The organism is Cupriavidus sp. GA3-3, assembly GCF_000389805.1.
In the GTDB taxonomy this organism is placed as follows: Bacteria; Pseudomonadota; Gammaproteobacteria; order Burkholderiales; family Burkholderiaceae; genus Cupriavidus; species Cupriavidus necator_D.
On sequence record NZ_KB944469.1, the window covers coordinates 144,961 to 166,361 of the forward strand.

A 21,401-nucleotide genomic window follows, 5' to 3' on the forward strand; every position below is an offset into this window, starting at 1 on the left:
CGTTCCTCCGGCAAACCAAAGCCAACGAAAGATACCCGCGGCAATTGTGAGTAGAATTTGACGGCCATGGCCAAATCCCCCGCCAAACCCGCCCAACGCCCCGTCCACCTGCCGCCGCTGCAAGCGCTGCGTGCGCTCGAGGCCGCCACGCGCCACCGCAGCTTCTCGCGCGCGGCCGAGGAACTGGCCCTGACGCACAGCGCCATCAGCCACCATATCCGCGCGCTCGAGACCAGCCTGGGCACCAAGCTGTTCCAGCGCACCGGCAGCCAGATGACCCCCACCAGCGTGGGCGCGCGGCTGGCGGAACAGGTGCGCGGCGCGCTCGACAGTATCGAAAGCGCGCTGCGCGAGGCCGGCAACAGCGCCGCGCCGCCGGTAACACGGCTGCAGGTCAGCGTGATGGCCGATCTGGCCAATGCCTGGCTGATCCGGCGCCTGCCCAGCCTGCACGCCCAGGTGCCGTCGCTGGACCTGCACCTGCGGCTGCATGCGGAGATCACGCCGCCCGACCCGTACAGCGTCGATGTCGGCATCTGGCACCAGCGCATCGACCTGCCCGGTTTTGAATGCCACAACCTGATCGAGGACCATGTGATCGCGGTGGCCAGCCCGGCGCTGCTGGCGCGCTACCCCGGCTTCACGCTGGCCGACGTGCCGCGCATGCCGATGCTGCGCTTTGCGTTGCGCCCGTGGCGCGACTGGCTCGAAGCCGCCGGCCTGCCAGGCGACGAGCCCGAACGCGGCCCGATCTTCCAGGATGCCGGCCTGATGCTGCAATCGGCCGTCGCCGGGCTCGGCGTAGCCACTGCGCGCGCCCAGCTGGCGCACGATTACCTGGCCAGCGGCGAACTGGTGCAGATCGGGCCCACCCGCATCCCGTCCAGCCTCCATTACTGGGTCACCTGGCGCGAAGGCAATCCGCGCGAGAAGGCCATCCAGCAGTTCCATGCCTGGCTGGAGGAACAGGTCCGGCAGGAAGCCGGCCACGTCCACCCTGGCGCCGACGGCAGCACGCCCGCCAAGCGGTTTCATGCATGAAATTGTTTGAGGCGCAGATGTTGGCAATACGAATCATTTTCGTCTAGACCAGTGAAATCAAGGGCTTGGCGGGTGCCGCACGCCCTGCGATGGCCTGCCGTACGCGGTGCCGCGGCGTTGCCAGAGCGGTCCGAGTTTCACCAATGCAACCAGATCGCACACCGTGCCAGCGTCCGTGAAAAATCTACCCGCCCCATCCAAAGAGATGAGATACGGCCGGGCCCGCCCGGCGCCGCATCGTGCAAACGCTTGTCAACGCGTCGATTCCGTCCACCCAACCGCGCCCGCAACCGCGTGCGCGGCGCCAAAAGGCTGAAGACAACCGCGGCACGCCGGGGTGGCTACCGAGGTACAGAGTTCAAAACGTTGTAACGGAAATGAAACTACCTGGCAGCTTCATTCGCGTGCTGCATTCGAGCCCTGACGCCTGTCCGTTTGAAATTTTGCTCTCCCTCCTTCGGATGGGCATTGCCGGTGAAAAGTAGGCTTGTCGACACTCGCTTGCCACGCACTGTGATCCATGCGCCTAATTACCCGCTCGCCGAATGCTGCGCTGCAATATAGAAATCCCGCCAGATGTATCAGAAGCGGAACGTTATTGATCGCCAGCAATTGCCCAAGGCCAGCCGAAAATTTCCTTTTCCTTTTGTTATCAAAGGATTAGCCATATCTGGCACGTTCGTCGCACATATGTCCGCGCGAACAGAAGCCCGGAACAGGGGGACGTCTGAAACCGAAGCGGCAACACACTGGCACGCGTTCGCCGAAGATCAGTTTCAGGACGACCCCGCATCCCAGGGCGGGATTCGGACTGGCGCTGTAAGCGTGGGCCACGCGGCAGGAACTGGTCCGCATCGGCTGGCCAGGTGCAGGGGTCGTCGACAAGATTAGCGGAGGTCGTTCAGGAACACGGGCCGCAAGCGGACGAAAAGCGGCCCGTGGTACCTGGACTATGCGGCACGCCACGGCTGACCGGGGCGGCACGCAGACAACAAGCGGACGCATCGGCCGAGCCGGCGCATCCGGACAAGAAACGGGGTGAAGCAACAGCCTGCCATGCAGGCGATGCGAAGCGGCAGCCGCCGCGACCGATGCCAGGGAGGTGAGGTCGCGGCGGCGGCGAAAACGGGCCCACCGGCCCGCGCAACGCAGCGCCGCGGGCAGCAATTTTGGGAGAGCGCCAGGCCGTGGCATTGACATGTTGCGGCAGGCGCAAGCCTTAGAGCCAACGAAACCAGTGACCCGCAACAGCAGGCCACCGGCTTTGTAAAAGCAAAAGATCCGGGGAAATTTATGAGCGCGTACACCAACCGCCCGCTGCTGTACCTGTCGCAGCACCACGACGCCATGCTCTGCAGGATGCTCGCACAGCGTGGCTGGAAGATCAGCTTCGCCTCCAACCTGCAAGACCTCCACGCGCTACCCCCGGGCAACCAGCCGCTTGCGGCGATGCTCGACCTGCAAGGCGGCTTCAGCGATGCGGACCTGGAATCGTTCGAGCCCTGGCTCTCGCTGCCGCATATCGGCTGGATCGGCATCATCGCCGGCCAGGAGTCCCTGACCGAATCCGCGCGCCGGCTGCTGGGCCTGTACTTCGTCGACTATTACACCGCACCGGTCCAGCACCCTCGCCTGGCGGAATCGCTCGGCCACGCGCTCGGCATGGCGCAACTGCGCCCGGGCGCGCAGCATGCCCGCCCCGGCACCGCACGCCCGGACGGCATGATCGGCAGCTGCCCGGCCATGCAATCGCTCTTCCGCGGTATCGAGAAGGTGTCGCGCTGGGACACACCCGTGCTGATCTCCGGCGAGTCCGGCACCGGCAAGGAACTGGCCGCTCATGCCATCCACCGCGCTTCGGAGCGGGCCTCGCGCCCCTTCGTCGCGGTCAACTGCGCGGCGATCCCGCCCACGCTGCTGATGTCAGAGCTGTTCGGCTATGAGCGCGGCGCCTTCACCGGCGCGACCAAGCGCAAGCCCGGCCGCATCGAGATGGCACAGGGCGGCACCCTGTTCCTGGATGAAATCGGCGACATGCCGATCGAAAGCCAGACCAGCCTGCTGCGCTTCCTGGAAACCGGCCGCATCGAGCGGCTGGGCGGCACGGAATCGGTGGAGGTCGATGTGCGCATCATCTCCGCCACCCATGTCGACCTGGAAGCCGCGATCGCCGCCGAACGCTTCCGCGGCGACCTCTACCACCGGCTGTGCGTGCTGCGCGTGCGCCAGCCACCGCTGCGCGAACGCGGCAGCGACATCCTGCTGATCGCCGAACACGTGCTGGACAACGTGCGCAAGCAGTCGCCGGCACGCATCCGCGGCTTCTCGCCGATGGCGCTGCGCGCGATCCAGCAGCACAACTGGCCCGGCAACGTGCGCGAGCTGATCAACCGCATCCGCCACGCCGCCGCCATGTGCGAAGACGGCGTGATCCAGCCCGACGACCTGGAGCTGGCCACCCCCGCCGACGACCGCCCGCTCACGCTCGCGGCCATCCGCGAAGCGGCCGAGCAGACCGCGATCGTCGAGGCGCTGCAGCGGCATCATGAACGGCTGATTGACGTGGCGGCGGAGCTGGGGATTTCGCGGGTGACGCTGTTCAGGTTGATGCGGGATTACAAGCTGCAGGTGAAGAAGGGGGACCTGGGGTTGATCTGCGTGCAGGGCTAGCCGATCCATCGCGGAGGAAGCGACCGATGTCACCTGATGCCTACCTTGAAATGGCCGAGACCGAAGCCAGCCACTGGTGGTTCCGGGGGCGGCGCGAAATCGTCGGCACGATCCTTTCCAGCCTGGCGTTGCCGCGCGACGCGTCGATCCTGGAGATCGGCGCGGGCACCGGCGGAAACCTTGAGATGCTGTCACGGTTCGGCAACGTCAGCGCCGTGGAAATGGATGGCACCGCCCTGCGGCTGGCGCGGGAGAAGACCCTGGGAGCCTGCGACATCCGCAGTGGCAGGTGCCCCGACGACATGCCATTCCCCGAACACAGCTTCGACCTGGTCTGCCTGCTTGATTGCCTGGAACACATCGCCGACGATGCCGGGGCACTGGACTGCACCGCAAGGATGCTGAAAGCCGGCGGCGCTGCACTCATTACCGTGCCCGCCTACCAATGGCTATGGAGTTCCCACGACGTCTTCCTGCATCACCAGCGCCGCTATGGCAAGCGGTCGCTGCATGCACTCGCCACCCGGTGCGGCATGCGCGTGGAACGGATGTCCTATTTCAACACGCTGCTGTTCCCGCTTGCGGTGGCGGCCCGCATCAGCGACCGGCTGAGCGGCAGCCGGAAGGCAACGGGAGCGGGTCTCCCGCCCCAACCCGTCAACCAGGCATTGCACCGCCTGTTCAGCACGGAACGCCATTGGCTGGCACGCGGATCGCTGCCGTTCGGCATTTCCCTGATGGCTGTCGTGCGCGCATCGTGAGCGCCAGCATCACCACGCCCGAACTTCGCCGGGTCACGCGCTTCCTGGTATCGGGCGCCGCCTCGACGGGCGTGCATGTCGCCATCACCGCGACGCTGGTCACCACCCTGGCGACCTCACCGGTCGCGGCGAACTGCGTGGCCTTCGTGTGCGCGACCGCCTGCTCCTATCTTCTCAACACCTTGTGGAGCTTCTCGTCGCGGCTGCGCAACCGGACCCTGGGCCGCTTTGCCGGCGTATCGCTGCTTGGGCTGGGCCTGACCATGGGCATTTCCTGGACGGCGCAATATCTGGGGGCCAGCTATTGGGCTGGTTTGGCCGGCGTGGTCCTGACGGTGCCGGCCTTCAGCTACCTTGCGCACCGGGCCTGGACTTATCGGGACTAGGCATCGTCCCGCGGCCAGGCCGGGCACGCATCAGCGGCCACTGCTCACATGCCCGCGGTCGATCCGGATCACACGCCTTCCCGAGGCGATGAGCCTGTCCTGGCCGGTTTCCTGGTAACGGCGCCGCACCAGATAGATCGGCCGTCCCTTGGCTTCATCATAGATGCGGCCGACGTACTCGCCGACCACGCCCAACCCGATCAGCTGGATGCCTCCCAGGAACAGCAGTACCGAAAGCAGCGACGCATAGCCAGGGACATCAATACCGAGGATCAGGGTACGTGCCACGATGAAGGTGCCGTAGCAGAACGCGCCAAGCGCAATCAGGACTCCGATGTATGTCCAGCTGCGCAGCGGGATGGTGCTGAAGCTGGTAATGCCTTCAAGCGCGAGGTTCCACAGACGCCAGCCCGAAAACTTGGAACGCCCGGCGCTGCGCGACTCGCGCTCATAGGGCACGATCACGGTCCGGTAGCCCACCCAGGCAAACAGTCCCTTCATGAAGCGCCGCCGTTCCGGCATCTGCTTGAGCGCGTTGATCACGACCCGGTCCATCAGGCGGAAGTCCCCGACGTTCACGGGAAGCTTCTGCTCGGACAGCTTGTTATGGATGCGGTAGTAGGCGCCCGCGGTCACGCGCTTGAGCCAGGAGTCGCACACGCGGCTGCTGCGCTGGGCAAGCACCACCTCTGCCCCTTCCCGCCAGCGCATGACCAGCTCAGGGATCAGTGAGGGCGGGTCCTGCAAATCAGCGTCCATGGGAATCACCGCGTCGCCAAGGGCTTCGTCGAGTCCCGCAGTCAAGGCAGCTTCCTTGCCAAAATTCCGCGTCAGGTCCACGACTCGCACCCGTGCATCCCGGCGCGAATATGCAATGAGCTTGTCCAGCGTGTCGTCCGAGCTGCCGTCGTTTACCAGCACGATCTCGAAGCGGATCGCATCGATGGATTCGAGCACTGGAATGACGCTGGCGAAGAATTTGCTGATGCTTTCGGATTCGTTGTAGCAGGGCACAACGAGGGAAAGCAGTCTGACATCGTATGGACCCGACATGATCCCCTCCCGAGACGGGGTGGCTTGTGCACACACACCGTCGTGATTGCGCTGTCATGCGCCTTGTTATTTACCTGGTGCGAACCGCTCCCCGGCCCGCGCCCTGCGCAGGATTGCCATCAGCAGCAACAGCGTCACCAGCGGCCCGGCAGGTGGCAGATGACCCGCCTGATTCATGCTCAGGGCAAACGGCAGCAGCCATGCCACCACCAGCAGTTCCCGCTCCCCTTTCATCCAGCCGTGCTTCACACCCTCGACTGCCAGGCCTGCGATCGCCAGTCCCACCCAGGTCAGTTCGTAGTACCAGAGGTAGGGGCTTACCATCACGGTGGACGCGGCCAGCGTGGCAATACGCAGTGCCGTCGAACTCCGGCCGCGCCAGGCTCTGACCAGCACCCAGATCGCAAACACCGCGCCCAGCCCATGGGCCAGGTACGCGACCGTCACCGACGCCCCGGCCCGGCGCATCATGGCGAAGACGGTCGGACAATGGCGCCATCCAATCTCGCCCTGCTCAAGTACGATCTGCCTGAAGAGCGTGCCGCTTTCCAGGAACGCGGGTACGGTTTCCCATCCCCAAAGGGCAATGCTGCAGGCAGCGATCGCAGCCGCGGTTGCCGCAGCGGTAAAGAATGCCTTCCATGCGCGGTCCACCACCAATGCTACGGGGAGCAACGCCGCCAGTTGCGGCTTCACGCTCAGCAAGCCAATCAGCACGCCCGCCAGCACCGGCCGGGTTCTCAACTGGATCAGCGCCCATGCCGCCATGCCGGCCGTCAGTAACGAGTTCTGCCCGATCAAGGCGGCCTCATGGATTCCGGGAAAAGCCAGCACGGGCAGCCACACCACGTGGCGCGGCACACCGGGAAAAGCCAGGATCCTGAGTACCGCGGTGATGTACACGACTGCCGTGCTGCCGATGAAAAGCAGATAGCTCGCTGCAAACGGCAACAAGGACAGCGGCATCACGAACAGCAGGAAGGTCGGCGGGTAGACCCATGGCAGGAAAAACTTCCCCTCGCCCCGGACTGCACCGAACGCCGCTATGACGTGCCGCAGCGTCTCGTAGTCATAGACCTTGGCAGCCTGACCCTTCATGACCAGATACGACGCACTCCAGAAGGCCGAGAAATCCACGCCAGGGCGACCCAGCGAATCCGTGGTGAAGCCCCTCGTTTTGAATGCCCATGCCACGATCAAGGCACCATAGATGATCAGCACGGCAACGCTGTAGGCCCGGAGACGCTCCAGGTCCAGCCAATGCCGCGACATCACTGACCCCGGCGTTGCTGCCGGGCTATGGTCCAGGCTCATCGCTCCCCATCCCCCTGATATTCTGTGGCAGCGCCGGCCTGATTTCTTCTTGGCAATGCAGCGGCGATGCATCGATGTACTGGCTCCATTCTGGTCAGGCGCCCACCGATGTACAAGCAGAACCAAGGCCTGCGCGGGGGCGCTGAAATCCGGCTCGTGCGAGCGTTTCCAAACTGAATCGCGACCCGCTTCGACCGCAATCCCGTGTGCCATTCCGGTTCTCCCGACATTGACCGGGGGCGCAGCCAGTCCGCGGCGACAGCGCGCGTTTCCCCGCTGAAACGTTCGCGTTCGGGCGGCTTACTCCCGGCGACTCATCCCGCGCGGACGCACAGCGGCGCCATTGCGCGTCGGTCTCCGCCAAATGCACTGTGTGCCGCACGCTCCGACTCATACTTTTGGAGCAGGGATGGCCGCACGCGCGCGCTGCCTCGCATGCGGCCGCGAGCTTCAAAGAATTAAGCACGATTCGTCGTGGAAACGGGAGCACGGGCACGTTGTCGCCATCTCGGCAACGCGCTCACCCAGGCGGCGCCCTCTCCCCGGGAAAACAAGCGCACCTGCGGCGATGGCGCGGTTATTGCGACAGCCTGGCAACTGCGCCCCCGGCGGCGCCGGGCCAGCCGCGCGCCCTTCCCGCCTGATCCGGATGGGTAACCATTACAGCCACCGCGAGACGCCATGAAAATCATCACGACCTGGGTGGAGACGACCAGCAGGGAAAGCCTGCTCCAGCAGTTCGCCACGAAGCAATGGTTCTGGCTCGCCCTCTTCGGACTCAGCCTGTTCTCGATCCTCTCATTTATCGGTGGCCGCTTGCTAGTGGATGCCGACACCCTCTGGCACATCGCCGCCGGCAAATGGATCCTTGCCAACCACGCAGTGCCGGCGACCGATCCGTTCTCATTCTCTTTTCACGGCGCAAAATGGGTTCCGCATGAATGGCTGGCCGAAGTCATCCTTGGCGCATCCCATGCCTGGCTCGGCTGGGCCGGGCCGGTGCTGGTCACCGCGCTGGCGACTGCCGTCACGCTGACCGTACTGTTGCGGTTCCTGCTGCGCTATATCGAACCACTGCATGCGTTCGCCGTGACACTCCTGGCCTTCCTCACGCTGGCCCAGCATCTGCTCGCCCGCCCCCATGCGCTGGCCTGGCCGCTGATGGTGATCTGGGCCGCCCACCTTGTGCTGGCGCGTGAGCAAGGCAAGCGACCCAGCCTGTGGCTGCCGGTCGTCATGCTGGCCTGGGCCAACCTGCATGGCAGCTTCCTTCTCGGTATCGGGCTGGCCGGCGCGCTGGCCGTCGAGGCCTTCCTGACTGAAGGACATCCACGCCGGAGCGCGCGGGCATGGGCACCATTCCTGGCACTGACCGTCCTGGCGGCCCTGCTGACACCGAACGGCGTGGACGGCCTGCTCTTCCCCTTCCACGTTTCCGGCATGAGTTTTTCGCTCAGCATCATCAGCGAATGGAAGTCACCGGATTTCCGCTTGATCCAGCCAATCGAGCTGTGGCTTGGCTTTGTGCTGTTCGGCGCGCTCTACTTCGGGTTCCGCCTGCCTGCAACCCGGATCCTGATGTGCTTCGGGCTGGTTCACCTTGCCCTGGCCTTCGCGCGCTATGCCGAACTGCCGGGGTTGCTGGCCCCGCTGTTGCTGATGCCCAGCGTAGGCCCCCAGCTACGCGCAGCCATCCGTCCGGAAATCAAGCCACGCCTGTCACCACGGAGTATTCGAACCATTACCGCGTTGTGCATGGCCTTGTTCATGGGCAGCATCGCCTTCCTTGCCAAAGGCATCCAGCACGACCAGAGCCGGGTACTGCCCCGTGAGGCCGTCAACGCGGCCATGGCGGCAGGTGCCGCCGGGCCGGTCTTCAACAGCTACAACTTCGGCGGCTACCTCATATTCTCCGGCATTGCGCCGCTCATCGACGGCCGCGCCGACCTCTACGGCGACGATTTCGTGCGAAGGTATATGGCAGCCTATTCTGGCGATGCCAAGGTCCTGCACGCCCTGATCCAGGAATACAAGATCCGATGGGCCGTTCTGGAGCCCTCTAGTCCTGCATCAAAGCTGATCGACGGCCTACCGGGCTGGCGAAAAGTGCATGAGGATACCAATGCCGTCGCCTATATCCGCGGACAATAGGGCCGTCACCCGCCCGCCCGTGCCCATTTCCGGCTAGCCTGCAGCGCGCGTCGCACATTGCGGCATGGCGGGCGTCCCGGCCCACCTGCGTGGCCGTGGCGGGCCACGCCATGGCACTGCATGGCTGCAGGCAGCGTTGGGCTGAGCTTCCGCGCTCATGCGATGCCCCGCTCCGCAGGGCGCATCGGATCACAGCTTATAGCGCAGCCCCTGCGGCCATCGGCAATGCGAGGTGGCTGCCTTGCCCCCCGCACCTGCCACGGCTCTCGCCCACGCGCGAACTCCAATCGCGATACACACCCAATACCCCGCAGCGCCGCCCCCCCCGGCAGGCCGTCGACAAGACGCGAAGCCTGCGTGAACCGCATGCCTTGTCGCGCGGCTCCCCCTTCGCAAGTCGATTGCGCCCACCCCTGCGCACGCCTGCGATTGCAGCGAAGAACAGCCATCTCACATGCCATGTTTCCAACGTGAATCACGCGCCCGCGCGAGCCTGCAGCCCCCTGCACACAAGGGTTTGCAGGGAGTGTCTGTGAAACCTGCAGGCACTCTCGCGGCCCTGGCGTACTTTGCAATGTTTCGATCCGGAAACGTTGCCTCGGCAGAAGGCGTTCTCATCCGTCAGTCTGGCCGTCACCGGAAAAAAGGGAGCGAAGCAGCCAGGAGGACTACCGACTGCGACGAATGCCGATCTTCGGCGCGAACGTTGCCTCATGCTTTTGGATGAAATTGCCGCCCTCTTTCGTCAGCGCGGCCCACTTGAGCACTTCCCGCGATCTAGGACATCTGTAGCGGGGTCCGGAATGGCTTGCAAGACCCGCGTTTCCACCCAGCAACGAAGCGTGGCCGAAAAGCCGCTTGCAGGCCCGCCGAACCTGCGGCCACCGCGCATCGCTACCCGCAAACCCTTGTGGCACAACGGTTTCCGCTGGCCTGGCCTGGCGTTTGCCTATGTCAGGCACGCGGCACCGCAGTCCTGACTGCCGCGATGCCGGCGCAACGTTCGCCGGCATCAGTTCCAGAAAGATAAGGGGAGTTTCACCATGCCAGTCGCACGCCAACCTGCGATGCCACACCGGAATATCGGCCACGCTGCTGCTGCCAGGGGCACCAGCAGCGCGCAGTTCCGTTGCATGGCGCGTGCAGGCCATGTGCAGCACGCCGCGCGGTGCATGCATGCGTCGGCACAACGCCGGCTGCAGTCACGCAACCCACGCGGTGTGCACGGCGGTCCCGGCCAGTGGCCATTTCACGCCTGCGCAATCTGCGCGCCGCCCTGCTGCCGGATTTCCAAGCATTGATATCAGATGCCGTTGTTGCCCTATCTGCAGTTCCAAAGTTCTGCAGTGCTTGTTCCCAACCAAAGGAGTTTGTCATGCAAAACCTGACCACCATGATCAAGCAGTTCATCCGTGATGAAGACGGTGTGACCGCCATTGAATATGGCCTCATCGCCGCACTCATCGCAGTTGTCATCATCGTTTCGGTGACGCTTATTGGCACGAACCTGAACCTCATCTTCAAATACATCGGCGATACCCTCACCAACGCCGTACCGGCCTGATAGCCGATCCGCACGCATGGCCGCCCTGTTCCGGACGGCCATGCGGCACGGACTCCCGCCCGACACGCCAACACAGACACCGGAGACGCCAAATGCCGAAGCTCCTCGCCAGGTCAAAAGATTTTTTGCGCGACGACTGGGGTGTCTCCTCTATCGAATACGCATTGCTCGGCAGTCTGATCGCAATGGCAATTGTCGTTTCCGTCGCCACGCTCAGCAATGCCGTGAAAGCCATGTACGAGTTGATCGCCTCCAGGATGCCCTGATCTATCCGACCAGCGCACGCCCCGGACACAAACCAAGCTACCTTCCACTATCGCCATGCAAGCCGCCACTGCCCTCGCCCCCCTCGTTGGCCCCGCCACGATCGGCATCGTGCTCACAGCCGCGGCCATCGACCTGGACCGCCGCCGCATTCCCAACTGGCTGACCTTCGGCGCCTGGATCGCTGCGCTGCCCTTGATGGCAACAATTCATGGCCCTGCCGCCGGTTCGCTGGCGTGGCTCTATGGCTGGACGGTGGGCCTGGTGCTGTTTCTGCCGTTCTATCTGATGCGCGGCATGGCGGCCGGCGACGTCAAGCTGATGGCAGCCGTGGGCGCCTGGCTCGGCGGCAGCATGGCGCTGAAGATCGCACTGGCAACCTGCGTGATTGGTGGGGCCTGGGCGTTGGTACAGGTGCTTGCCACAGGACAGGGACGCTCGACCCTCGCCCGAGTGGGCCACATGCTGATCGCCGCCCTGGTGCCGGGTTCCCGGCCGGTGCAACCGCAAGCCGAGGCGTCAGCCGGCTCCTTGCCTTACGGCGTAGCGATTGCCGCCGGGACGCTGACGATGCTCTTTGCCGGCACATGACACAAGCCACAAGCGACACAACGCGCCGACCAGTCACGGGCGCCTGCAGGAACGAGAACACACTGACCAGCGAACAGGGGATGGCAATGAACGAGCATCACGACTCAGGTCACGCACCACGGCTCCTTGAGCCCGTCGCGACCGGCAGGAATGTCCATGCCGAGCATGGCACGCTGCCGGTGCCGCCCTGGCACGTGCTGCCGCGCACGATTGCTGATACCGGCCTGGAGATCGCACAGTTGCTCGGGCTGCTGATGAAGGCCGCCTACCAGCACCGCACCGTCACGCTGGCAGTACTGACCGACACGCTCAAGCTGCCGGCACTGGTGGTCAATGAAATCGCGGCCGTCGCCGTGCGCGAGCGCCTGCTGGAGATCGCGCACCGCGGCGCCAGCGACCTGGATGTGCGCTTCCGGCTCACTGACGCCGGCTATACCCGCGCGGCGGAAGCCTCGGCGCGCTGCAGCTATGTCGGCACTGCGCCGGTCACGCTGGATGCGTACCTCGATGCCATCAAGCGCCACTCGGTCAACCAAGCTTCCGTGACCAAGGCGGACGTTACTGCCGCCTTCCATGACCTGGTGATCCCGGTCCATCTGCTCGACGCAATCGGCATGGCGCTGAACACCTGCCGCGCGCTGATGATCTACGGCCCGCCCGGAAGTGGCAAGACTTACCTGGCGCAGCGCCTGGGCACGCTGCTGCCTGGCGCGGTACCAGTGCCGCATGCCATCACCGTCGCCGGCGAAATCATCCAGGTGTTCGATCCGCTGGTCCATGTGCCGTTCGACGACAGCGAAGCCTCGCTGGCGCGCCGCTCGCTGGACCGCCGCTGGGTCCTGTGCCATCGCCCGGTGGTGCTGTCCGGCGGCGAGCTGACGCTATCCATGCTGGACCTGCGCTATGACCGCGTCTCCGGCTTCTACCAGGCGCCTCCTCACATGAAGGCCAACAATGGCATCTACATCATCGATGACCTGGGCCGCCAGCTGGTTGGCGTCAGCGACCTGCTGAACCGCTGGATCGTGCCGCTGGATCGCAGCATTGACATGTTCACGCTGCAAACCGGCGTGCGCTTCTCGGTGCCGTTCGATGTCTGGCCAGTGTTCTCGACCAACCTCGAACCGTCGGAGCTGGGCGACGACGCCTTCCTGCGCCGGCTCGGCAGCAAGCTCTACGTGGGCCCGCTGTCGGTCGACGACTACCGCGAAGTCTATCAACGCACCGCCGCTGGCTTCGGACTGACCAGCACGGATGCGATGTTCGATTTCCTGGTCGACAGCCTGCACTACGCCAGCGATACGCCGCTGCTGGCCTGCATCCCGCGCGACCTGCTGCGCCTGGTGGACTCGGGCGTGCGCTACCACGGCCATGCCGCACAGGTTACCGAGGCAGGCCTGGTGTCTGCATGGCAAGGCTACTACGGGCTGCGCGCTTCGGCCGATGCCATGCCATCGCTAGGCGCTGGCCATCGATGGTCGGATGACCATCGCGCCGCAAGCTGAACTGCACCACCGAACCATCGGACAACTGTAGGGGGAGAATCATCATGAAAAACACACGCGCAATCCTGATGCTGCTGATTGCCCTCGTCGCCGGCGTGGCGGCAGTGGTATCCGCGTCGCGATGGCTGGTCCAGCAGTCGTCCAGCTCGGTCAGGCAGGTGGTCGTCGCCGCCAACGACCTCAACCTCGGCCAGCCGCTCAACGGCAGCCAGCTGCGCATGGTCAGCTGGCCGACAGGCAGCGTGCCGCCCGGCGCGTTTGAGGACATGAAGGCGCTGGAGGGCCGCGTGGTCCGCACCAGCCTGCAGCGCGGCGAGCCCGTCCTCGACGCCAAGCTGGCGCCGGTGGGCACCAAGGGTGGATTGTCCGCCGTGATCAATGACGGCAAGCGTGCCATCACGGTCCGCGTCAACGACGTGGTGGGCGTGGCCGGCTTCGCGCTGCCGGGCAACTACGTCGACGTGATCGTCAATACCAACGAAGAAGCCAAGACCACGCAGAGCGGCAGCATCTCGAAGATCGTGCTCGAGAAAATCCTGGTGCTGGCGGTAGCGCAACAGGTCAGCCGCGACGACACCCAGCCCAAGGTGGTCAATGCGGTGACGCTGGAAGTCACGCCCGAACAGGCCGAGAAGCTCGACGTGGCGCGTAGCGTCGGCACGCTGTCGCTGGTGCTGCGCAACCAGCTGGATGTGGCCGACATCAGCACCGGCGGCGCCACCAAGGGAACGCTGCTTGGCAAGACACCGGAGGCACCGGCCAAGGTGGTGACCAAGACCGAGACGCGCACCGTAGTCAAGACTCGTACGGTAGCGGCGGCGCCCGCACGCTCGGGCAATTGCATCGGCGTGCTGGCAGGCATGCAGGGTGGCGTCGAGTGCTTCTGAGCACCTACGCCAGCCATCCAACAAATCCTGAGCTGCAACAGCCTCTCCGGGGGGAGATTCAAAATGAACCAGAAACGATCCGAAGCTGCAGGCGGCACCCGCATCCTGGTGCTGGCCGCCATCCTCTGCACGCCGCTGGCTGCTGCGGCGCAGGCCGCCATTGAGGCTGGCAACCTGACCAAGGCAACCGCACCGGCTGCCGCCAAGGCCCCCCAGGGCCCGATGCAGATGACCATCAGCATGACGCCCGGAGCCGCCGCACCGGCCGCGTCGGCGCCGCCCGTGACTTCAGGCGAGGCGCGCGGGCCCAACTGCACCGGCGCGATCCGCAGCGAATCAAGCGTGATGGTGCCGGTCGGCAAGTCACAGCTGATCACGCTGCAGGAGCCGGTGCGCAACCGCACGCTGGGCAATCCCAATGTGGTGCAGGCGACCATGGTGTCGCCGCAGACGCTCTACGTGCTCGGCCGCGCGGTGGGCACCACCAACATGATCGTGCAGGGCCGCAGCGGCTCTTGCAGCATCATCAACGTGGTGGTGAATGCCGACGCCGGCGGGCTGCAGACTTCGCTGGGTCAGCTGTTGCCCGGCGAGCCCGGCATCCGCGTCATGACCGCCGCCGATAACCTGGTGCTGACCGGCAGCGTCACCAATGCGCAGACCGCGCAGCAAGCCATGGAAATCGCCCAGGCCTATGCCAATGCCGCGCAGGGCGGCGACGGCAACAAGAAGGGCGGCGTGCTGAACATGCTGTCGGTGGATACCCCGCAGCAGGTCATGCTGGAAGTGAAGGTGGCAGAGGTGTCCAAAACGCTGCTGAACCAACTCGGCTCGACGGTGAACCTGCAGGGCGGCTTCGGTTCCTGGAGCGGCGGGCTGGTGACTTCGCTGCTGACCGGCGCCTCGTCCGCGATCTTTGCCAGCAAGGCCAACAACCGGCCATTCGACATCGCCATCGATGCGCAAAAGAATGACAGCCTGGTCAAGATCCTGGCCGAGCCGAACCTGGTCACCATCAGCGGGCAGGAAGCCAGCTTCCTCGCAGGCGGCAAGATCTATATCCCGGTGGCGCAGGCCAATGTGCTGAACGGGGCCGGCACTGTCACCCTGCAGGAAGAAGAGTTCGGCGTCGGTCTGAAGTTCACGCCCACTGTGCTGGCCAACGGCCGCATTCACCTGAAGGTATCGCCGGAGGTGTCCGAGTTGTCGCCCACTGGCGCCACCATCCGCGGCGGCACCCTGGCCGGCCAGTCCATCTTGCCGGTGATCACCACCCGCCGCGCCTCCACCACCGTGCAGATGCGCGACGGCGAGAGCTTTGCCATCGGCGGCTTGCTGACGGACAGCGCGCGCGGCTCGCTCAAGGCGCTGCCGGGTGCGGGCGAAGTGCCGGTGCTGGGCACGCTGTTCCGCAGCACCCAGTACCAGCAGGACCTGACCGAACTGGTGTTCGTCATCACGCCGCGGCTGGTCAAGCCGATGCAGACCAGCAACTACCCGCTGCCCACCGACAGCTTCTCCACACCCAACCCGCTGTCGCTGTACTTCATGGGCAATATGGAAGGCAGCGGCAAGCGTCAGCCGCAACCCGTGCCGGCACCGTCGCAGCCCGCCGCGCCGGCCGCAGCACCCGCCACGCCGCCCACGGCACCGCGCAGCGAAGGCGCGCCCGGCACTTCGGTATCGGCCGTGCCGAACGGCAAACCGCTGGATGAGCCCGCGCCGGCCGCACCGGAACCTGCACCCGCCGCAAGCACGCGTCCTGCCCTGCCGGCCCCGGCGCCCGCCCGCAACACGGCGGCCGCGCCCCCGGCCGAGGACACTACCGCGCGCATCGCCCGCATCGAAGCCACCGCCGCCCGCCTGGCCCAGGCCAGGGCCGCGGCTACTGCCGGCCGCACCGCATCGGGCGGCAACTGATCCGCCGCGCCACCAGCAGAACCGGAGAACGACCATGAACAAGACACTGAAGCTTTCGCGCGGCGCCGCCGTCCTGGTGCTCGGCAGCCTGGCCTGCCTGGGACTGTCGGCCTGCATGACCTCGACGCCGGTGTGGGACGGCCAGCGCGGCGTAGCGCTGGCAACCGTCACACAAATGCAGATCATCAATCCCGACGCGCCCGCCGGGCTGCCCACTGTCACCGGTACCGATGGCAAAACGGCTGTGGCAGCGATGAAGAACTTCGACCGTTCGCTGTCAGGGGGCCAGCAAGGCGGCGCACCCTCCATGACTATCGACTTCGGCGCCGGCGGCTATGGCGGCGTGGGCATGGGTGGCAACGGCCGCTGAGCACCAGAACCGCAGGAGACCATCATGTCTACATCGGGCTTCACACGATCCAGGCTGACGCGGCGCGCGCGCCAGCGTGGCGCGGTTGCCATCATCGTGGGACTGTCGCTGGCGGTGCTGATCGGCTTTGTCGGGCTGGCGCTCGATCTGGGCAAGCTCTATGTAACCAAGAGCGAGCTGCAGAATAGCGTCGATGCCTGCGCGCTGGCTGCTGCGCGCGATGTAACGGGCGCCACGCCGCTGCTCGTGTCCGAGGCGGCCGGCCTGGCCACCGGCACGAGCAACGCTGCCCTGTTCCAGGGCAAGGCAGTGGAAATGTTCGAAAATCTCAACGTCTCATATAGCGATACACCTGACAGCACCTTCTACACCAAGAACAACGTTCCGTTCTCGCTCGACAAGGTGAAGTACGTGAAATGCACCGCCGAGCGCAAGGGCATTGCCCACTGGTTCATCCATATGCTCAACCTGCTGCCGGGGATCGATATCAAGGCCAGTACCGTCAATGCCATGGCTGTCGCCACCACCACCAGCGCGCAAGCCGCCTGTGCCATCCCGGTTTATGTCTGCTCGCCGCCAACGGCGAATCCGGCGAAAACCGCGTACAACCGGGGCGACTGGATCAAGTCCAGGGTCGATCCGAGCGACCCATACGGTCCTGGCAGCTTTGGCTGGGCTGACCTTTCGCCTCCGGCAGGCGGCGCTTCCGAACTGGCCGATCTGCTTGCCGGCAGCGGACAGTGCGACCTGCCGGTCGTGGGCTCCAAGGTGGGCGAGCCAGGCAGCATCGCATCGCTGATCGCGGCGTGGAATACCCGCTTCGGGATCTATACCGGCTCATATAAGGACCCGAAGGACGGGGCGCCCGACTTTACCGGCTATGCCTACACCACGACCACGTGGAATGCGCCGAACGGTGGCAACGCCTACCCTGACTTTATCCAGAAGCGGGCAGTCAACGAGCCATTCCAGACTGACAGTGGGTTGGACGTCAAGGGCACGCCATCACCCAGGCAGGTGCATCAGGCCGGCGCCGATCGCAGGTTGGTACAGGTGCCGATGGTGAACTGCAATGACCTTGCCGAGGACAAGCAAGCTACGGTGATCTCCTGGACCTGCATGCTGATGGTAGAGCCAATGCAGGAACAGAGCGCAAAGGCTGTGACCACCCTCGAATATCTGGGCGACTCGAAGGACCCCACCAGCCCGTGCGCGACCCAGGGCGTGCCTGGGTCCAGTACGGGCTCAGGCCCCCGTGTGCCGGTGCTGGTGCAATAGGAGCGAATCATGGCGCAATGCAGGCAGCACAGGAGCAAGCTGCGCGGGGTGGTCGCGGTGGAGTTCGCACTGGTCCTGGTGCCCTTGCTAATCCTGGTGACCGGGGTGGCGGAGTACGGGCGCGCGATCTACCAGTACAACGCCCTGACCAAGGCCACGCGCGATGCGGCACGCTTCCTTTCGCAATATGCGCCCAGCGAGCCGAACTACCCAGTTGACCAGGCGAAATGCATCGCCGTCTATGGCAAGACCACTTGCGGTGGCGCGGCACTTGTGAATGGCCTCAGTCCGTCGATGGTAGTCGTCTGTGACCGCATTGACTCGACCGGCTGCGGCAGCAAGCAGTTTGCCAACGTCGCCATCTACGAGGGGGGCGACAGTTCACGCCCGCCGGCGGGCACCATCAACCTGGTTGAAGTGAAGATCTCGGGCTTTACCTACTCGCCAATCCAGTCCTACCTCAATGTGGGAGCCCTGGCGTTCTCCGATATCGCAACGGTAATGAGGCAGGTGCTATGACTCCAATCCGTGCCATGCACCAGCGTTCACGCCAGGCCGGCGCAACCGCCATCGAGTTCGCCCTGGTTGCCAGCATCTTCTTCATGCTGCTGATCGGCATTGCAGAATTTTCTCGCGTGCTGTTTTACTGGAACACCGCCGGCGAAGCCACCCGACTGGGTGCACGCATCGCGGTGGTGTGCGACGTCACAGACACAGCCATCAAGGACAGGATGACGTATCTGATGCCCTTGCTGAAGGACACCAATATCCAGGTCGCCTACGAGCCAAGTGGCTGCGACGCCGACGCCGACACCGCGCGCAATTCTTGCCGCTCCGTCACCGTCAGTGTGGCTGACGTCTCGGTCAAGACCTTCATTCCGGTCGTTCCGATCACGGTATCGATGCCTCCGTTCTCCACCACGCTGCCGCGGGAGAGCCTTGACTCTGCCACCAGCGGCAAGATCTGCAACTAGCGCGCATGAACCAGGAGCACACCATGCTCAGAATTCTGATCGTTTCCGAAGACGCCGACCGGCTGGCCGAGATCAACCGGCTCAGCACCGTAGTTGGCAACTTCCAGGCCATGACGCTGCAGGAAGGCCTGTCTCGTTTCCCGTTCCATGCCAGCCGGCTGCGCATGGCCGACCTGCTCATCCTGGAACTGCCGGCCATCAATGCCTCGCAGATGCACGCCATCGAGACCCTGCGCCAGCAACACCCTGAACTGCCCTGCATCCTGATCACGCAGGCACCCAGCTCCGAGGTGCTGATCAAGGCCATGCGTGCCGGCATCCGCGATGTGCTGTCGTGGCCGCTGGACAAGGGGCAACTGGCCGAGGCGCTTAAGCGCGTGGAAGTCGGCCACGTGCCGCGTGCGCAAGAAACCGGACAGGTGATTTCGGTAATCTCGTGCAAGGGCGGCGCGGGTACCAGCTTCGTGGCGGCCAATCTGGGCGACGCGCTGGCCCGGCACCTTGACAAGCGCGTGCTGGTGGTGGACCTAAACCGGCACTTCGGCGACCTGACCTATATCGTCAGCGACAAGACCCCGCCCTCCACACTGCCCGATATCTGCAGCCAGATCGACCGTATGGATGCCGCCTTCCTGGAAGCCTGCCTGGTGCATGTGGACAACGGCTTCGACGTGCTGGCGGGTGCGGCCGATCCAATCAAGGCCAGCCAGATCCAGAAGGACAAGCTGGAGTGGATCCTCTCGGTGGTGCAGCCGGCCTATGACTTCGTGATCTTCGACCTGGGCCAGAGCATCGACCCGTTGTCGATCGGCATGCTGGATCACAGCGACCGCATCTGCGTGGTGGCCGAGCCAGCCCTCTCTTTCGGCCGACCGGGCCGTCGCCTGCTCGATATCCTGCGTGCGCTGCACTACCCCACCGACAAGGTCCGCCTGGTGCTGAACCGCACCGGCCGCAAGAACGAGATGCCGCGCGCAACGATGGAGGAGATCTTCGGCATGAAGGCCGCCTTTACCCTGCCCGACGACCCCGCTGCCGTGGATGAGGCCGTCAGCCACGGCGAGCCTGTCGCCAAGCTGAGCCGGCGCAGCGCCATGGCGCGCGCGCTGCAGGCCATGGCCACGCAGCTGTGCGCCACGCCGGAAGCCGAGCGGCGCAGCAGGCCCGAATCGGTATCGCCGCTGCGCAGGCTGATGCTGCGCGCGCGGAGCACCTGAATACCCTGACAACGGCCAGCCTGGGCGGCGGCCAACCGAAGCCGATAACGAGGAGTTCATCATGTCCATTCGCGAGCAGCTGGCCAATGCCGGGCCTGCCTTCACTGCCAACGGCCACGCCGCAATCCAGTTTGCGACGTCGGCAGCCTCCGTGTCGGGCGGCTACCACCAACTCAAGCGCGACGTGCACGAGACCGTGCTGGACCGCGTGGAGCTGGAGCGGCTGGCGCGCTATCCGCAGGAGCAGGTGCGACAGGAGATCGCTGCACTGGTCAACCTGATCATCGACGAACAGAAAGTGCTGCTCAACGAAAACGAGCGGCGCCAACTGACGGTTGAGATCTACGACGAGATGTTCGGCTTCGGCCCGCTCGAGCCCCTGCTTCATGACCCCACCGTGTCGGACATCCTGGTCAACACCGCACGCCAGACCTATGTGGAGCGGCGCGGCAAGCTTGAACTGACCGACGTGGTGTTCTACGACGACGCGCACCTGATGAAGGTGATCGAGAAGATCGTGTCGCGCGTGGGGCGCCGCATCGACGAGACCAGCCCGATGGTCGACGCACGCCTGCCCGATGGCTCGCGCGTCAACGCCATTATCCCGCCCTCTGCCATCGACGGGCCGCTGCTGTCGATCCGCCGCTTTTCCGTGAATCCGCTGCAGGTGTCCGACCTGGTGAACCTGCGCAGCCTGACGCCGCCGATGGCACAGCTGTTGCAGGCGCTCTCGCAGGCCAAGGTCAACGTGCTGGTGTCGGGCGGCACCGGCAGCGGCAAGACCACGCTGCTGAACATCCTGTCGGGCTTTATCCCGGAAGACGAGCGCGTGGTCACAATCGAGGATGCGGCCGAACTGCAGCTGCGCCAGCCCCATGTGCTGCGGCTGGAAACGCGACCACCCAATATTGAAGGCAAGGGCGAGATCACCCAGCGCGCACTGGTGCGCAACGCACTGCGCATGCGCCCCGACCGCATCATCCTGGGCGAAGTGCGCGGCGGCGAGGCGCTGGACATGCTCAACGCAATGAACACCGGCCACGAGGGCTCGCTCACCACGATCCACGCCAACACCCCGCGCGACGCGCTGACGCGCCTGGAGAACATGGTCAGCATGGCCGGCCTGACCATGCCGGCCAAGGCCATGCGGCAGCAGATCTCCTCGGCCATCACGGTGATCGTGCAGGCGGCGCGCATGACCGACGGCCGGCGCAAGATCATCAGCATCCAGGAGATCACCGGCATGGAGGGTGACATCATCAATATGCAAGAGATCTTCACCTTCCAGCGCACGGGCGTGGACAAGGATGGCACGGTCCGCGGCAATTTCCGGGCGACCGGGGTCTATCCCAAGTTTGCCGAGCGGCTGCGCGTGTTCGGCGTGGGGCTGCCGGATGAGACCTATGACCCGGCCAAGCGCTTCGAAGTCTGATCCGCCTGGCACGATACAACAAC

At 64.9% G+C, this 21,401-nt stretch carries 19 protein-coding genes; 17 read left to right on the forward strand and 2 right to left on the reverse strand.

All coding sequences use genetic code 11. The annotated features are described in order from the left end of the window. The first annotated feature begins 66 nt into the window (after positions 1 to 66). The 4 genes from C265_RS08820 (at position 67) to C265_RS08835 (ending at position 4,858) form a co-directional block, all read left to right on the forward strand. A complete protein-coding gene (locus tag C265_RS08820; RefSeq protein ID WP_010813023.1) occupies positions 67 to 1,041 on the forward strand; it encodes a LysR substrate-binding domain-containing protein in 975 nt (324 codons plus the stop codon). Between the two features lie 1,293 nt (positions 1,042 to 2,334). Beyond that, positions 2,335 to 3,711 (forward strand): sigma-54 dependent transcriptional regulator, encoded by a 1,377-nt coding sequence (locus tag C265_RS08825; RefSeq protein ID WP_010813024.1) that lies wholly within the window; start codon positions 2,335 to 2,337, stop codon positions 3,709 to 3,711. A 26-nt stretch (positions 3,712 to 3,737) separates the two neighbouring features. Beyond that, positions 3,738 to 4,472: a bifunctional 2-polyprenyl-6-hydroxyphenol methylase/3-demethylubiquinol 3-O-methyltransferase UbiG gene (locus C265_RS08830; protein WP_010813025.1), complete on the forward strand. Its 735-nt coding sequence runs from the start codon at positions 3,738 to 3,740 to the stop codon at positions 4,470 to 4,472. Then, the gene (locus tag C265_RS08835) at positions 4,469 to 4,858 is read left to right on the forward strand and encodes a GtrA family protein (protein WP_010813026.1); all 390 of its coding nucleotides are present in this window, start codon (positions 4,469 to 4,471) and stop codon (positions 4,856 to 4,858) included. Before C265_RS08830 ends, C265_RS08835 begins: the two co-directional genes overlap by 4 nt. Before the next feature lie 30 nt (positions 4,859 to 4,888). On the opposite strand, the gene C265_RS08840 is transcribed toward C265_RS08835, so the two are convergent. Continuing rightward, positions 4,889 to 5,911 (reverse strand): glycosyltransferase family 2 protein, encoded by a 1,023-nt coding sequence (locus C265_RS08840; protein ID WP_010813027.1) that lies wholly within the window; start codon positions 5,909 to 5,911, stop codon positions 4,889 to 4,891. Positions 5,912 to 5,977: 66 nt separating this feature from the next. Beyond that, positions 5,978 to 7,225: a glycosyltransferase family 87 protein gene (locus C265_RS08845; RefSeq protein ID WP_052181605.1), complete on the reverse strand. Its 1,248-nt coding sequence runs from the start codon at positions 7,223 to 7,225 to the stop codon at positions 5,978 to 5,980. A gap of 681 nt (positions 7,226 to 7,906) precedes the next feature. Between C265_RS08845 and C265_RS08850 the strand changes: the two genes are divergently transcribed. The 13 genes from C265_RS08850 to C265_RS08910 all read left to right on the forward strand — a co-directional run bounded on the left by C265_RS08850 (position 7,907) and on the right by C265_RS08910 (position 21,378). Then, positions 7,907 to 9,376 (forward strand): hypothetical protein, encoded by a 1,470-nt coding sequence (locus C265_RS08850; protein WP_010813029.1) that lies wholly within the window; start codon positions 7,907 to 7,909, stop codon positions 9,374 to 9,376. A 1,375-nt stretch (positions 9,377 to 10,751) separates the two neighbouring features. After that, positions 10,752 to 10,940 (forward strand): Flp family type IVb pilin, encoded by a 189-nt coding sequence (locus C265_RS08855; RefSeq protein WP_010813030.1) that lies wholly within the window; start codon positions 10,752 to 10,754, stop codon positions 10,938 to 10,940. A 92-nt stretch (positions 10,941 to 11,032) separates the two neighbouring features. Beyond that, on the forward strand, positions 11,033 to 11,206 hold the full coding sequence (locus tag C265_RS08860; protein WP_010813031.1) for a Flp family type IVb pilin: 174 nt from the start codon (positions 11,033 to 11,035) through the stop codon (positions 11,204 to 11,206). Positions 11,207 to 11,261: 55 nt separating this feature from the next. Further along, on the forward strand, positions 11,262 to 11,795 hold the full coding sequence (locus C265_RS08865) for a prepilin peptidase (RefSeq protein WP_010813032.1): 534 nt from the start codon (positions 11,262 to 11,264) through the stop codon (positions 11,793 to 11,795). An 86-nt stretch (positions 11,796 to 11,881) separates the two neighbouring features. Then, positions 11,882 to 13,300: an ATP-binding protein gene (locus C265_RS08870; protein ID WP_010813033.1), complete on the forward strand. Its 1,419-nt coding sequence runs from the start codon at positions 11,882 to 11,884 to the stop codon at positions 13,298 to 13,300. A 44-nt stretch (positions 13,301 to 13,344) separates the two neighbouring features. Next, entirely contained in the window at positions 13,345 to 14,187 is an 843-nt protein-coding gene (cpaB, locus tag C265_RS08875; RefSeq protein WP_010813034.1) for a Flp pilus assembly protein CpaB, read from the forward strand. A 63-nt stretch (positions 14,188 to 14,250) separates the two neighbouring features. Continuing rightward, a complete protein-coding gene (locus tag C265_RS08880) occupies positions 14,251 to 16,107 on the forward strand; it encodes a type II and III secretion system protein family protein (protein ID WP_010813035.1) in 1,857 nt (618 codons plus the stop codon). Positions 16,108 to 16,141: 34 nt separating this feature from the next. Further along, positions 16,142 to 16,477: a hypothetical protein gene (locus tag C265_RS08885; protein WP_010813036.1), complete on the forward strand. Its 336-nt coding sequence runs from the start codon at positions 16,142 to 16,144 to the stop codon at positions 16,475 to 16,477. Positions 16,478 to 16,501: 24 nt separating this feature from the next. After that, positions 16,502 to 17,755 carry a pilus assembly protein TadG-related protein gene (locus C265_RS08890; protein WP_010813037.1) on the forward strand — a complete coding sequence of 418 codons (1,254 nt, stop codon included), beginning with the start codon at positions 16,502 to 16,504 and terminating at the stop codon, positions 17,753 to 17,755. A 9-nt stretch (positions 17,756 to 17,764) separates the two neighbouring features. Then, a complete protein-coding gene (locus C265_RS08895) occupies positions 17,765 to 18,274 on the forward strand; it encodes a TadE/TadG family type IV pilus assembly protein (RefSeq protein WP_010813038.1) in 510 nt (169 codons plus the stop codon). Further along, the gene (locus C265_RS08900) at positions 18,271 to 18,729 is read left to right on the forward strand and encodes a TadE/TadG family type IV pilus assembly protein (protein WP_010813039.1); all 459 of its coding nucleotides are present in this window, start codon (positions 18,271 to 18,273) and stop codon (positions 18,727 to 18,729) included. The genes C265_RS08895 and C265_RS08900 overlap by 4 nt, the downstream gene beginning before the upstream one ends. A 23-nt stretch (positions 18,730 to 18,752) precedes the next feature. Next, on the forward strand, positions 18,753 to 19,946 hold the full coding sequence (locus C265_RS08905; RefSeq protein WP_010813040.1) for an AAA family ATPase: 1,194 nt from the start codon (positions 18,753 to 18,755) through the stop codon (positions 19,944 to 19,946). A gap of 61 nt (positions 19,947 to 20,007) precedes the next feature. After that, positions 20,008 to 21,378: a CpaF family protein gene (locus tag C265_RS08910; RefSeq protein WP_010813041.1), complete on the forward strand. Its 1,371-nt coding sequence runs from the start codon at positions 20,008 to 20,010 to the stop codon at positions 21,376 to 21,378. Positions 21,379 to 21,401 lie beyond the last annotated feature (23 nt).

Excerpts from the sequence above, each read along its gene's own strand:
- C265_RS08910 (WP_010813041.1), top strand. The coding sequence starts at position 20,008 with ATGTCCATTCGCGAGCAGCTGGCCAATGCCGGGCCTGCCTTCACTGCC.
- C265_RS08880 (WP_010813035.1), top strand. The coding sequence starts at position 14,251 with ATGAACCAGAAACGATCCGAAGCTGCAGGCGGCACCCGCATCCTGGTG.
- C265_RS08885 (WP_010813036.1), top strand. The coding sequence starts at position 16,142 with ATGAACAAGACACTGAAGCTTTCGCGCGGCGCCGCCGTCCTGGTGCTC.
- C265_RS08895 (WP_010813038.1), top strand. The coding sequence starts at position 17,765 with ATGGCGCAATGCAGGCAGCACAGGAGCAAGCTGCGCGGGGTGGTCGCG.
- C265_RS08870 (WP_010813033.1), top strand. The coding sequence starts at position 11,882 with ATGAACGAGCATCACGACTCAGGTCACGCACCACGGCTCCTTGAGCCC.
- cpaB (WP_010813034.1), top strand. The coding sequence starts at position 13,345 with ATGAAAAACACACGCGCAATCCTGATGCTGCTGATTGCCCTCGTCGCC.
- C265_RS08900 (WP_010813039.1), top strand. The coding sequence starts at position 18,271 with ATGACTCCAATCCGTGCCATGCACCAGCGTTCACGCCAGGCCGGCGCA.
- C265_RS08830 (WP_010813025.1), top strand. The coding sequence starts at position 3,738 with ATGTCACCTGATGCCTACCTTGAAATGGCCGAGACCGAAGCCAGCCAC.
- C265_RS08865 (WP_010813032.1), top strand. The coding sequence starts at position 11,262 with ATGCAAGCCGCCACTGCCCTCGCCCCCCTCGTTGGCCCCGCCACGATC.
- C265_RS08855 (WP_010813030.1), top strand. The coding sequence starts at position 10,752 with ATGCAAAACCTGACCACCATGATCAAGCAGTTCATCCGTGATGAAGAC.
- C265_RS08860 (WP_010813031.1), top strand. The coding sequence starts at position 11,033 with ATGCCGAAGCTCCTCGCCAGGTCAAAAGATTTTTTGCGCGACGACTGG.
- C265_RS08845 (WP_052181605.1), bottom strand. The coding sequence starts at position 7,225 with ATGAGCCTGGACCATAGCCCGGCAGCAACGCCGGGGTCAGTGATGTCG.
- C265_RS08825 (WP_010813024.1), top strand. The coding sequence starts at position 2,335 with ATGAGCGCGTACACCAACCGCCCGCTGCTGTACCTGTCGCAGCACCAC.
- C265_RS08850 (WP_010813029.1), top strand. The coding sequence starts at position 7,907 with ATGAAAATCATCACGACCTGGGTGGAGACGACCAGCAGGGAAAGCCTG.
- C265_RS08820 (WP_010813023.1), top strand. The coding sequence starts at position 67 with ATGGCCAAATCCCCCGCCAAACCCGCCCAACGCCCCGTCCACCTGCCG.
- C265_RS08890 (WP_010813037.1), top strand. The coding sequence starts at position 16,502 with ATGTCTACATCGGGCTTCACACGATCCAGGCTGACGCGGCGCGCGCGC.
- C265_RS08840 (WP_010813027.1), bottom strand. The coding sequence starts at position 5,911 with ATGTCGGGTCCATACGATGTCAGACTGCTTTCCCTCGTTGTGCCCTGC.
- C265_RS08905 (WP_010813040.1), top strand. The coding sequence starts at position 18,753 with ATGCTCAGAATTCTGATCGTTTCCGAAGACGCCGACCGGCTGGCCGAG.